We start from the raw sequence: 13,166 nt of genomic DNA, 5'->3' as shown, positions 1-13,166 counted from the left end.
GGCGGTAGGCTGCTGCCATGACACAGCTTTCCACCGCGTCACTGGCCGATGCCGTCCAGGATGCCACCGCCCGCGCCCGGGCCGCGATCGAGGCGCTACCACCCGGGGAATTCGCCGCACCATCGAGCCTGCCAGGGTGGAGCAAAGCCCATGTGCTGGCCCACCTCGACGGGGTCGCCCGCGCCCTGGCGCGGCAGCTGGCCCATGCCGCCCGGGGTGAACGCATCGAGTTCTACGACGGCGGCCAGGAAGGCCGCAACGAACGGATCGAACTCGGGGCCCTGCAACAGCCATCCGCCCTGGTTGCCCGCACACTGCAGGGACTGGACCTGCTGGACGAATCGATCACGGACATCCCGGCCGACGGCTGGGGCAGGACCACGAGCTTCCGGGGTGAAGGAACCGTGGGCGATTGCGTGGAGGCCGCCTGGCGGGAAGTGCTCATCCACGCCACCGACCTGGGCACCACCGTTTCGCTGGCCGACTGGCCCGCGGAATTCTCGGCCCACCTCTTCGACTTCCTGGCCCCGCGGGTCCCCTCCGACTACCGGCTGGTCCTGCAACCCACCGGGGGCCAGCCGGTGACCCTCGGCGCGGGCCCCACCGGGTACGTGGTCACCGGCATGGAATTCGATCTGGCCGGCTGGCTTGCCGGACGCGACCCCTCCGGCCCCGTCAGGGCGACCGCCGCGGCCGACGGCGCGGACCTGCCCGAGCTGCTGCCCTGGCCCTCGGGACCGGCCGTCGCGCAATGAGCGGGACGGATCCCCAACTCACCCGGACGGCGATCGAGGTCGCGCCGTTGCTGCTGGGATGCGTCCTGACGGTCGAACGCGAGGGCCATCAGGTGGGGGTGCGGATCACCGAGGTCGAAGCCTACGAGGGTGCGGAGGACCCCGGGTCCCACGCCTACCGGGGACGCACGGCACGCAACGACTCGCTCTTCGGGCCCCCCGGAACCCTGTACTGCTACTTCACCTATGGGATGCACCATTGCGCGAACGTCGTGTGCGGAACCGAAGGAAGGGCCTCAGCGGTCCTGCTGCGGGGAGGGGAGATCATCGGGGGTGCCGACACGGCCAGGGCGCGACGACGCAATCCACGGCGTGAACGGGATCTGGCCAACGGGCCCGCCAAACTCGCCCAGGCCGTGGGCCTGGACCTGAGCTGCAACGGACTGGAACTGATCACCGGGGTGGACGTGACGGACGCTCCGCAGCGGGCGGCGAAGGAGACCGCGCTGGCCGCGACCCTGTCCCGGCTCCCCGCCACCGCACCCCCGGGGGTGCGCTCCGGCCCCCGGGTCGGGGTGGCAGGACCCGGGGGCAGCAATGCCTACCCCTGGCGGTTCTGGCTCGAGGAGGAGCCGACCGTCTCGGCCTATCGTGCCGCCAAGCCCCGTCACGGGAGGAAACCGGCAGGAACCCCGGGACATGGGGACTAGAGTGGATGCGTGCAATCCATGACCGAAACCATGCCCGAGCTCCTGGATCGCCTCTGTGCGATCGTTCCCGACTATCCGCAACCGGGGGTCTCCTTCAAGGACCTGACCCCCGCATTCGCCGACGCCGACGGATTGCGCCGGATGATCGATGAGATCATCGCCCCCTTCGCCGGGACGTTCGACGTCGTCGCCGGAGTCGAGGCACGGGGCTTCGTCCTGGCCGCGGCTGCGGCCTACGCCAGCGGCACCGGGATGGTGACCATCCGCAAGAAGGGCAAGCTGCCCCGGCCGGTCCACGCGGAGCAGTACACCCTTGAATACGGCACGGCCACGCTCGAGTTGCACCGTGACGACATCAAGCCCGGAACCCGGGTCCTGCTGTTGGATGATGTCCTGGCCACCGGAGGGACCATCACCTCCGCCGCCGCCCTGTTGAGCCGGGCCCAGGCGGAGATCGTCGGCATCGGGGTCGTCCTCGAGCTCGCGGAGCTCCGTGGCCGGGAACGACTGCAGGATTACCCGGTGAAGGCCCTGCAACTGGTGTGACGGAGGTCGTGAGCCCGCCGGGCACCAAACCGGTAGACTGATCCGTCCGCCATTTCGCACCAGGAGGAAAGTACATGCCGCAGTCACCCTCGCCCGCACCTGAACTGGAGCGCGAGCGGGCATATGTCGAGCGCCTGTACCGTCGCCTCGATGCCCTGCGTGAGGAGAAGACCGCGCAACTGGCCCGGGTCCGCCGCGATGGAGCGGTCGGTTCCCTGCAGAACATCTCCGAACGCGACTCCTTCGCGAACCTCTACGAGGACCGGCTGGCCCAGCTGAATGCCGTGGAGGACCGGTTGGTCTTCGGTCGACTGGACCTCGAAACCGCCGGGGACGATGGAGAAGCCACCAGCCACTACATCGGGCGCATCGGCATGACCGATGAGGACCAGACCCGGTTGATGGTTGATTGGCGTGCCCCGGAGGCCGGGGCCTTCTACCAGGCCACCGCCTTCGAACGCCAGGGGGTCCGCCGCCGGCGCCATCTGATCCTGAAGGGCCGCAACGTGGTCGCCCTCGAAGACGACGTGCTGGATCCGGAACTCCTCAACGAAGGGGTCTCGCACCAGGGGGAGGGGGCGCTGCTTGCTGCCCTGACCAGCCGACGCACCGGACACATGACGGATATCGTCAGCACCATCCAGGCGGAGCAGGACCGGATCATCCGTGCCCCGCTGGCCGGCGTACTGGTCGTCCAGGGCGGTCCCGGGACCGGAAAGACCGCGGTGGCGCTCCACCGGGCGGCCTATCTGCTCTATGAACACCGGGAACGACTGAAGACCGCCGGCGTCCTGCTGGTCGGCCCCTCCACGGCCTTCATGCGCTATATCGAACGCGTCCTGCCCTCCCTGGGCGAGACCGGAGTCGTGACGTCCTCCGTGGGCCAGCTCCTGCCGGGGATCAATGCCATTCCCGAGCCCGGACGCGAAGCCGCCCGGATCAAGGGTGGGCTGGGAATGGCCGAGGTGGTGGCCCGGGCCGTGGAGCATCGCCAGAGGGTTCCCGCGGGGCCACGCAGGGTCATGGTGGAAGGCACCCCGTTGACGGTCACCCCACGACAGGTCAAACGGGCCGGCGACAAGGCACGGGCGACGGGCAAACCGTATAACGAGGCCCGCGCGACCTTCGTGAAGGTCATGCTGCGCGAGCTGGCCGACCAGTTGAAGGAGAAGCTCGAGGAATCCTCCGGTGCGGGCAATGCGGCCGACCGTTCCTATCTGATCGAAGACGTCCGGGCCTCCCGGGATGTGCGCATCACCTTGAACCTGTGCTGGCTGCCGATGGGTCCCGAACAGTTGATCTCGGATCTGTATGCCAAGCCAGAGGTCCTCGAAGCGGTGGCTCCCGAGCTGAGCTACGCCGAACGCCGTACCCTGCAACGTGGCCGGGACGAGCCATGGACCGAGGCGGATGTCCCCCTGCTCGACGAGGCCGCCGAACTCCTCGGTGCCTTCGACGCGACGGTCGGGCGTGAACAAGCCCTGGCGGAAGCCAACCGCAAACGCGATCTGGCCAATGCCGAACAGGCGTTGAAGAACGTCAGCGCCTCACTGGAGGAGATCGGCATCGACGGGTCCGTCAGCGCCGAACAGCTGGCCGACCTGAACGAGGAGACCGGACCCCGGCTGACGGCTGCCGAACGCGCGGCCACCGACCGCAACTGGGCCTACGGACATGTCGTGATCGACGAGGCCCAGGAGCTCTCTCCCATGCAGTGGCGCTTGCTGGTGCGTCGTTGCCCCTTGAAGTCCTTCACCGTCGTCGGCGATATCGCCCAGGCCAGTTCGGCCGCGAGCGTGGGCAGCTGGGCCGCGGCCATGAAACCATTCGTCGGTCGTCGTTTCGAGTTGGAGGAGCTGACGGTGAACTACCGCACGCCGGTCCAGATCGCCGAAGCTGCCGCCCGGATGGCCCAGGAAGCGGGCCTGCAGGTCTCGACGCCCAAGGCGGTGCGCGAAGGGGACTGGCCCCCGGTGATCAACCGGGTCGAGCCCGGGGAGGTCCTGGGAGCGACGCTGAGGGCTTTGCCGCGGGAGATCGGGATCGCCGACGGGGGACTGGTTGCAGTCATTGCCCCCGCACAACGACTCGATCAGGTACGCACCGCGGTCGCAGGCGAATACGGGCGTCGCGTCGGGGGCGGGTCGGGCGCCCTGGACCAGGACATCGTGGTGACCACGGCCAAGCTGGCCAAGGGCCTGGAATTCGACGTCGTGGTGGTGCTGGAGCCGCAGGAAATCGTCGAGGAGGCCGAAGGAACCGTCGGTGACTTGTATGTCGCGATGACCCGGGCCACCCAACGTCTGCTGGTCATCGCCAGTGGCAACATTCCGGCGGGAATGGAGCCGGACGCCTGATCCCCGCGGTGTAGCTGCTAGATTTGACCTCGTGTCAGTAAGTGAATTGAATCCCGCCATTGCGGGACAGCAGAATGATCCGTCCTTCCCCAACATCTGGCAGGAGCTGAAGTGGCGTGGCCTGGTCCACGTTTCCACGGAGGAATCCGGTCTGGAGCAAATGCTCGCGGGGGAGCCGATCACGTATTACTGCGGATTCGATCCCACGGCGCCCTCATTGCACCTGGGGAACCTGGTCCAGCTGTTGAACATGCGCCGTCTCCAGCTGGCGGGTCACCACCCGCTGGGCCTGGTGGGCGGTTCCACCGGCCTGATCGGTGATCCCCGGCAGAGCGCCGAACGGGTTCTGAACACCAAGGAGACCGTCAACGAATGGGTTGGCCGTCTGCAACGCCAGGTCAGCTGGTTCCTGTCCACCGAGGGAACGAACGCGATGCAGATCGTGAACAACCTGGACTGGACGGGCCCCCTCAGCGCCATCGACTTCCTGCGTGAGGTGGGTAAACACTTCCGGGTGGGGACGATGGTCAAGAAGGACACCGTTGCGTCACGCCTGAACAGTGACGAGGGAATCAGCTACACGGAATTCAGCTACCAGATCCTGCAGGGCATGGACTACCTGGAGCTCTACCGCGACTACGGCTGCCGTCTGCAGACCGGCGGTTCCGACCAGTGGGGCAACCTGACCAGCGGCACGGAACTGATCCGCAAGGTCGAAGGCACCACGGTCCATGCCTTCGGAACCCCGCTGATCACCAACTCCGACGGAAGCAAGTTCGGCAAAAGTGAAGGCAACGCCATCTGGCTCGATGCCGAGATGTGCAGCCCATATGCCTTTTACCAGTTTTGGCTCAACACCGCGGACGTCGATGTGGTTGATCGCTTCAAGATCTTCACCTTCCGCACGCGCGAAGAAATCGAAGCCATCGGACAAGAGGTGGCGGACCGTCCCTTCGCCCGGGCGGGGCAACGCCAGTTGGCCTACGACGTCACGTCGTTGGTCCACGGGGTGGACGCCACCGAAAAGGTCATCGCAGCCTCGGCGGCAATGTTCGGCCAAGGGGCGCTCGCCGAGTTGGACGAGGAGCTCCTGGTGGCAGCCACTGCGGAACTGCCCAGTGCGAAGGTGGCACCGGATTCCTTGGGAATCGTCGAGCTGCTGGTGGCGACCGGACTCTCCGAATCCAAGTCGGCCGCTCGTCGGACCGTGGGCGAGGGCGGTGCCTACGTCAACAACGTCAAGTTCTCAGATGTCGACGCGGTCATCGACCCATCGACCCTGTTGCATGGCCGCTATGTCCTGGTGCGCCGTGGCAAGAAGAACCTGGCAATGGTCGAAGTCGGCTCCTAGAGACCAGGGCAGCGGCGCGTCCTGGACGCGCCGCCATTCCAGAAGGACCAGAGGCCGGTCGGCCCCGAGACGTGAATCACGTCGGGGCCGACCGGCCTTTTTCGCGTCCGGAGAGGGGCCGGCTGCCGGGCCGGCCAGCAAGGAAGCCCGGAATTCCGGGGAACCGGGGGTGATCGAGGGCGGAAGGTGTGCAGGGACCTGCCGATTTGCAGCCACCGGTCAGCACGTGTAATGTTTTCTCTTGTCGCCGCCGCTCCTGCAGCGGACAAAGGAAGCGAAAGTTTCCAGGGGAAGCGACCAAACCCCTTTCAAATATCCAGGTATTCCGGACGTCATTTGCACGCCCTGAAACATGGAAATGGAAGCGGGGGGAGGCCAAATGGTCGAAATCAAAGCGATAAAGTCGATTTGACAACGATCAAACGGACTAATAAATTAGATATGTAGCAGCGAGAGAAAAGCAAAAAGAATACGAATTCTTTACTTCGTAATTTGCTCGGAATCGTTAGCGGTCTGTTGTTTGAGAACTCAATAGTGTGCCATGTTTGTTGACACCGATTTTTTTATAAATTGGTGAATGGTCTTTATGGGTGCACCCCGTGTATCCGTGGAGGCATATTTGCCGGGATTTATGTAACTTGGTGCAGCCCTTCCCTTGTTTTCCCTTGGGATGTTGGTTGTGTCTGTAATTTTTTACGGAGAGTTTGATCCTGGCTCAGGATGAACGCTGGCGGCGTGCTTAACACATGCAAGTCGAACGATGACCCCGGTGCTTGCACCGGGTGATTAGTGGCGAACGGGTGAGTAACACGTGAGTAACCTGCCCCCGACTCTGGGATAAGCCCGGGAAACTGGGTCTAATACCGGATATTCACTTCCTTCCGCATGGGAGGTGGTGGAAAGATTTATCGGTGGGGGATGGACTCGCGGCCTATCAGTTTGTTGGTGGGGTAATGGCCTACCAAGGCGACGACGGGTAGCCGGCCTGAGAGGGTGACCGGCCACACTGGGACTGAGACACGGCCCAGACTCCTACGGGAGGCAGCAGTGGGGAATATTGCACAATGGGCGAAAGCCTGATGCAGCGACGCCGCGTGAGGGATGACGGCCTTCGGGTTGTAAACCTCTTTCAGTAGGGAAGAAGCGAAAGTGACGGTACCTGCAGAAGAAGCGCCGGCTAACTACGTGCCAGCAGCCGCGGTAATACGTAGGGCGCAAGCGTTATCCGGAATTATTGGGCGTAAAGAGCTCGTAGGCGGTTTGTCGCGTCTGCCGTGAAAGTCCGGGGCTCAACCCCGGATCTGCGGTGGGTACGGGCAGACTAGAGTGATGTAGGGGAGACTGGAATTCCTGGTGTAGCGGTGAAATGCGCAGATATCAGGAAGAACACCGATGGCGAAGGCAGGTCTCTGGGCATTAACTGACGCTGAGGAGCGAAAGCATGGGGAGCGAACAGGATTAGATACCCTGGTAGTCCATGCCGTAAACGTTGGGCACTAGATGTGGGGGACATTCCACGTTTTCCGCGTCGTAGCTAACGCATTAAGTGCCCCGCCTGGGGAGTACGGCCGCAAGGCTAAAACTCAAAGGAATTGACGGGGGCCCGCACAAGCGGCGGAGCATGCGGATTAATTCGATGCAACGCGAAGAACCTTACCAAGGCTTGACATGGGCCGGATCGGGCTGGAAACAGTCCTTCCCCTTTGGGGCCGGTTCACAGGTGGTGCATGGTTGTCGTCAGCTCGTGTCGTGAGATGTTGGGTTAAGTCCCGCAACGAGCGCAACCCTCGTTCCATGTTGCCAGCACGTAGTGGTGGGGACTCATGGGAGACTGCCGGGGTCAACTCGGAGGAAGGTGAGGACGACGTCAAATCATCATGCCCCTTATGTCTTGGGCTTCACGCATGCTACAATGGCCGGTACAATGGGTTGCGATACTGTGAGGTGGAGCTAATCCCAAAAAGCCGGTCTCAGTTCGGATTGGGGTCTGCAACTCGACCCCATGAAGTCGGAGTCGCTAGTAATCGCAGATCAGCAACGCTGCGGTGAATACGTTCCCGGGCCTTGTACACACCGCCCGTCAAGTCACGAAAGTTGGTAACACCCGAAGCCGGTGGCCCAACCCTTTTGGGAGGGAGCCGTCGAAGGTGGGACCGGCGATTGGGACTAAGTCGTAACAAGGTAGCCGTACCGGAAGGTGCGGCTGGATCACCTCCTTTCTAAGGAGCAACTAGCATTGACCATTTAGGGCGCATGTCCTGGTGGTGGTGTTCAGTTCAGCCCGTTTCTGCCACTTGTGTTGGTAGGCGGGCGCTCATGGGTGGAATGTCAACGGATTGTGGCTTGGGATCTTTGGTTCCCTGTTGTTTAGTACGCACTGCTTTGGTGGTGTTGGAACGATGCGGGGGCTGGTGGGTTCTGAGTCCATGGCACACTGTTGGGCCCTGAAACAACAGGCCCGATTTCCTGGTATCGACCGTGTGTTGGTGGTGGGGGGTTGGTTCTGGTTTGTTTTGGCTCCCGCGCATGGCCTAGGCCGCGATGATCTTTTGGTGTCGTGGTGGTGGGTGTGACGGGGTTGTTGTTTGACAACTGCATAGTGGACGCGAGCATCTTGCAAGGACGATGGATGCCATGTGATTGCCTTTTGCCTTCGGGCCGGTGGTGGTTATGTGGTTTTTTTATCGTGTTTGCGAAAGCAATTTATTTGAGAACCCCCAGCAGGGCGCCTTTCGGGGTGTGGTTGTTGGTGGTTCTCTCGATCAAATGCTCTTGTGAATTGACCTTTTTGTGGTCAAGTTTCTAAGGGCGCATGGTGGATGCCTTGGCATCAGGAGCCGAAGAAGGACGTGGGAATCTGCGATAAGCCTGGAGGAGTCGATAACCGGACTTTGATTCCAGGATTTCCGAATGGGGAAACCCCGCACGGCGTCATGTCGTGTGACCCGTAGCTGAACACATAGGCTGCGTGGAGGGAACGCGGGGAAGTGAAACATCTCAGTACCCGCAGGAAGAGAAAACAATAGTGATTCCGTTAGTAGTGGCGAGCGAACGCGGATGGGGCTAAACCGTTCCATGTGTGATAGCCGGCGGGCGTTGCATGGGCGGGGTCGTGGGACCAGTCGTTCCAGTTCTGCCGGACTGGAGGAGTGAGGTGCGGGTGCATAGGCGAATCGGTTTGAAAGCCGGACCATAGAGGGTGTTAGTCCTGTAGCTGTAATGTTCTCCGCCGCTTTGTATTGGTATCCCAAGTAGCACGGGGCCCGAGAAATCCCGTGTGAATCTGCCAGGACCACCTGGTAAGCCTGAATACTTCCTGATGACCGATAGCGGACAAGTACCGTGAGGGAAAGGTGAAAAGTACCCCGGGAGGGGAGTGAAATAGTACCTGAAACCATGTGCCTACAATCCGTCGGAGCCACCTTGTTGTGGTGACGGCGTGCCTTTTGAAGAATGAGCCTGCGAGTTAGTGCCGTGTCGCGAGGTTAACCCGTGTGGGGAAGCCGTAGCGAAAGCGAGTCTGAACAGGGCGTTCAGTGGCGCGGTCTAGACCCGAAGCGAAGTGATCTACCCATGGCCAGGTTGAAGCGTGTGTAAGAGCGCGTGGAGGACCGAACCCACTTCAGTTGAAAATGGAGGGGATGAGCTGTGGGTAGGGGTGAAAGGCCAATCAAACTTCGTGATAGCTGGTTCTCCCCGAAATGCATTTAGGTGCAGCGTTGCGTGTTTCTTACCGGAGGTAGAGCGACTGGATGGCTAATGGGCCCTACAAGGTTACTGACGTCAGCCAAACTCCGAATGCCGGTAAGTGAGAGCGCAGCAGTGAGACTGTGGGGGATAAGCTTCATAGTCGAGAGGGAAACAGCCCAGAACGCCAACTAAGGCCCCTAAGCGTGTGCTAAGTGGAAAAGGATGTGGAGTTGCGAAGACAACCAGGAGGTTGGCTCAGAAGCAGCCATCCTTGAAAGAGTGCGTAATAGCTCACTGGTCAAGTGATTCCGCGCCGACAATGTAGCGGGGCTCAAGCACACCGCCGAAGTTGCGTCATCCAGGTATATAGGTAGGCCTTCGTGGTCCAGCCGCCTGGGTGGGTAGGGGAGCGTCGTGCCGGCAGTGAAGCCACGGTGTGAACCAGTGGTGGAGACGGCACGAGTGAGAATGCAGGCATGAGTAGCGAAAGACGGGTGAGAAACCCGTCCGCCGAATGATCAAGGGTTCCAGGGTCAAGCTAATCTGCCCTGGGTGAGTCGGGACCTAAGGCGAGGCCGACAGGCGTAGTCGATGGACAACGGGTTGATATTCCCGTACCGGTGAAGAACCGTCCCTACTGAACTGGCGATGCTAACCGCCTCGAGCACCCACCATCTTCCCTTCGGGGAAGGTACCGGGTGCAAGGCGCGGGACCCGAGCCAGGGAGGTCAACGTATTAACAGGTGTGACGCAGGAAGGTAGCCGGGCCAGGCAATGGAATCGTCCTGGTCCAAGGGTGTAGGCCGAATGGTAGGTAAATCCGCCGTTCATGATGGTTGAGACCCGATAGGCGCCCGCTTCGGCGGGTGATCCGGTGATCCTATGCTGCCAAGAAAAGCATCGACGTGAGGTTCAAGCCGCCCGTACCCCAAACCGACACAGGTGATCAGGTAGAGAATACTAAGGCGATCGAGAGAATCATGGTTAAGGAACTCGGCAAAATGCCCCCGTAACTTCGGGAGAAGGGGGGCCCCAACCTTGAACACCATTTGCTGGTGTGAGGGGATCGGGGCCGCAGAGACCAGGGGGAAGCGACTGTTTACTAAAAACACAGGTCCGTGCGAAGTCGCAAGACGATGTATACGGACTGACTCCTGCCCGGTGCTGGAAGGTTAAGAGGACCGGTTAGCCCTTCGGGGCGAAGCTGGGAATTTAAGCCCCAGTAAACGGCGGTGGTAACTATAACCATCCTAAGGTAGCGAAATTCCTTGTCGGGTAAGTTCCGACCTGCACGAATGGAGTAACGACTTCCCCGCTGTCTCAACCATGAACTCGGCGAAATTGCACTACGAGTAAAGATGCTCGTTACGCGCAGCAGGACGGAAAGACCCCGAGACCTTTACTATAGTTTGGTATTGGTGTTCGGTGCGGCTTGTGTAGGATAGGTGGGAGACGTTGAAGCGGGCACGCCAGTGTTCGTGGAGTCATCGTTGAAATACCACTCTGGCCGTACCGGATTCCTAACTTCGGCCCATGATCTGGGTCAGGGACAGTGCCTGATGGGTAGTTTAACTGGGGCGGTTGCCTCCTAAAGAGTAACGGAGGCGCCCAAAGGTTCCCTCAGCCTGGTTGGCAATCAGGTGACGAGTGTAAGTGCACAAGGGAGCTTGACTGTGAGAGTGACAGCTCGAGCAGGGACGAAAGTCGGGACTAGTGATCCGGCGGCACGTTGTGGAACGGCCGTCGCTCAACGGATAAAAGGTACCTCGGGGATAACAGGCTGATCTTGCCCAAGAGTCCATATCGACGGCATGGTTTGGCACCTCGATGTCGGCTCGTCGCATCCTGGGGCTGGAGTAGGTCCCAAGGGTTGGGCTGTTCGCCCATTAAAGCGGTACGCGAGCTGGGTTTAGAACGTCGTGAGACAGTTCGGTCCCTATCCGCTGCGCGCGCAGGAAATTTGAGAAGAGCTGTCCTTAGTACGAGAGGACCGGGACGGACGAACCTCTGGTGTGTCAGTTGTACTGCCAAGTGCACCGCTGATTAGCTACGTTCGGAAGGGATAACCGCTGAAAGCATCTAAGCGGGAAGCCCACTTCGAGATGAGATTTCCATACACCTTGAGTGTGAGAGGCCCCCAGCTAGACCACTGGGTTGATAGGCAGGACGTGGAAGCGGGGACTAAAGACCCGTGGAGCTGACCTGTACTAATAGGCCGATGACTTACACCACAATTCACCACACGGCTTTCGGGTTGTGTGGGCAAGATATGCTGCGTCCACTATGCGGTTGCCGGACAACAACTCCTGGTAGCCAACCAAACACCCGCCCCTTGGGTTCGATTTTCTGGGGGTGTGTGTTGATTCCCACTGTTCGTGGGGGTTGTTTTGGTTGGTTTCATGGGGTGGGTCTGTAATAGAATAGTTTGATCATGTTGCACCACTAGGGACCATTCGTGGTTCTGGTTTATGGCATGTGACTAGTTTTCCCCCCGACATTGTTGTGGTGTTGGTGTGGGTGGAAGAGTTACGGCGGTCATAGCGTGGGGGAAACGCCCGGTCCCATACCGAACCCGGAAGCTAAGACCCACTGCGCCGATGGTACTGCACTCGGGAGGGTGTGGGAGAGTAGGTCGCCGCCGGACATATTTTAGTAGTTGAGGCCCTCAGCCCTTGGTTGAGGGCCTCAACTCGTTAACGGCACCTGTTGGTATCCCGGCAGCCGCCAGTTCCGCCTCGTCGGCAAACTTACGGACGATTCGTCTAAGATTGAGTTAAAGTACTTTTCCCCTTGGGCACTTCCGAGGGGCCCGAGCAGTAACCCAGATGCGGCATGGCCGGATCTCAGAGAGGAACGGCCACCGTGGCTGACGAACGCAATAATTTCCGAGGCCCGCGGGACGATAAGTCCAAGGGAGCCGGCGGTAAGGACCGCCCAGGCCGCGAGAGCGGTTTCCGCGGTGGGAATGATCGTCGTGAAGGTGGCCCGCGCGGTGGCAGTGATCGTCGTGAGGGTGGCTTCCGCGGTGGGAATGATCGTCGTGAGGGTGGCTACCGTGGCGGTAGTGATCGCTCCGAGGGCGGTTTCCGCGGTGGGAATGATCGTCGTGAAGGTGGCCCGCGCGGTGGCAGTGATCGTCGTGAGGGTGGCTACCGTGGCGGTAGCGATCGTCGTGAGGGTGGCTACCGTGGCGGTAGCGATCGCTCCGAGGGCGGTTTCCGCGGTGGGAATGATCGTCGTGAAGGTGGCCCGCGCGGTGGCAGTGATCGTCGTGAGGGTGGCTACCGTGGCGGTAGCGATCGCTCCGAGGGTGGCTTCCGCGGTGGGAATGATCGTCGTGAAGGTGGCTTCCGCGGTGGCAGTGACCGACGTGAGGGTGGTTACCGTGGCGGTAGCGATCGCTCTGAGGGCGGCTACCGTGGTGGGAATGATCGTCGTGAAGGTGGCCCACGTGGTGGGAATGATCGTCGTGAAGGTGGCTTCCGCGGTGGCAGCGACCGTCGCGATGGCGGTTACCGTGGCAAGCCTCAGCGCTCCGAGGGAGGCTCCCACAACAGGCATCAGTCAGCTCCACCTCGTGAACTGAAGCGCGGTGACGACACCAGGCGCAATTTCCCCGGTCTGGAAGAAGGGGAACGCCCCGCGCACAACCCTGCAGACCTGCGGGTCTCCAACAGGGCCGACCGCCCGCGCTCTCCCGAGATCGATTCCGATGTCACGGGGAAGGAACTGGACCGCATCACGCGCGCCGAGTTGCGCTACCTCGACGAAAAGAACT

Annotated in this window: 6 protein-coding genes and 3 rRNA genes; all 9 read left to right on the top strand. The window is 61.3% G+C overall.

Annotated elements, in window-relative coordinates; genetic code table 11:
* Nucleotides 1-17: 17 nt before the first annotated feature.
* Entirely contained in the window at nucleotides 18-755 is a 738-nt protein-coding gene (locus AC3ZI9_RS10520; protein WP_444554567.1) for a maleylpyruvate isomerase family mycothiol-dependent enzyme, read from the top strand.
* Entirely contained in the window at nucleotides 752-1,444 is a 693-nt protein-coding gene (locus AC3ZI9_RS10515) for a DNA-3-methyladenine glycosylase (protein ID WP_444554566.1), read from the top strand. The genes AC3ZI9_RS10520 and AC3ZI9_RS10515 overlap by 4 nt, the downstream gene beginning before the upstream one ends.
* 18 nt (nucleotides 1,445-1,462) lie before the next feature.
* Complete coding sequence (locus AC3ZI9_RS10510) at nucleotides 1,463-1,990, top strand: adenine phosphoribosyltransferase (protein ID WP_444554644.1); 528 nt, start codon at nucleotides 1,463-1,465, stop codon at nucleotides 1,988-1,990.
* 74 nt (nucleotides 1,991-2,064) lie between these two features.
* Entirely contained in the window at nucleotides 2,065-4,347 is a 2,283-nt protein-coding gene (locus tag AC3ZI9_RS10505; protein WP_444554565.1) for a HelD family protein, read from the top strand.
* Between the two features lie 31 nt (nucleotides 4,348-4,378).
* A complete protein-coding gene (gene tyrS / locus AC3ZI9_RS10500; protein WP_444554564.1) occupies nucleotides 4,379-5,698 on the top strand; it encodes a tyrosine--tRNA ligase in 1,320 nt (439 codons plus the stop codon).
* A 692-nt stretch (nucleotides 5,699-6,390) separates the two neighbouring features.
* Nucleotides 6,391-7,917, top strand: a 16S ribosomal RNA gene (locus AC3ZI9_RS10495).
* Nucleotides 7,918-8,490: 573 nt separating this feature from the next.
* Nucleotides 8,491-11,620: ribosomal RNA gene (locus tag AC3ZI9_RS10490) — 23S ribosomal RNA — on the top strand.
* Nucleotides 11,621-11,915: 295 nt separating this feature from the next.
* Nucleotides 11,916-12,032, top strand: a 5S ribosomal RNA gene (gene rrf, locus AC3ZI9_RS10485).
* Together the 16S, 23S and 5S rRNA genes form the textbook arrangement of a ribosomal RNA operon.
* Nucleotides 12,033-12,347: 315 nt before the next feature.
* A complete protein-coding gene (locus tag AC3ZI9_RS10480; RefSeq protein WP_489923576.1) occupies nucleotides 12,348-12,974 on the top strand; it encodes a hypothetical protein in 627 nt (208 codons plus the stop codon).
* Nucleotides 12,975-13,166 lie beyond the last annotated feature (192 nt).

It is taken from the genome of Arthrobacter sp. AOP36-F1-5 (assembly GCF_058137995.1).
The sequence above is the reverse complement of the archived record's forward strand: the minus strand, read 5'-3'. Positions and strand labels throughout refer to the sequence as shown.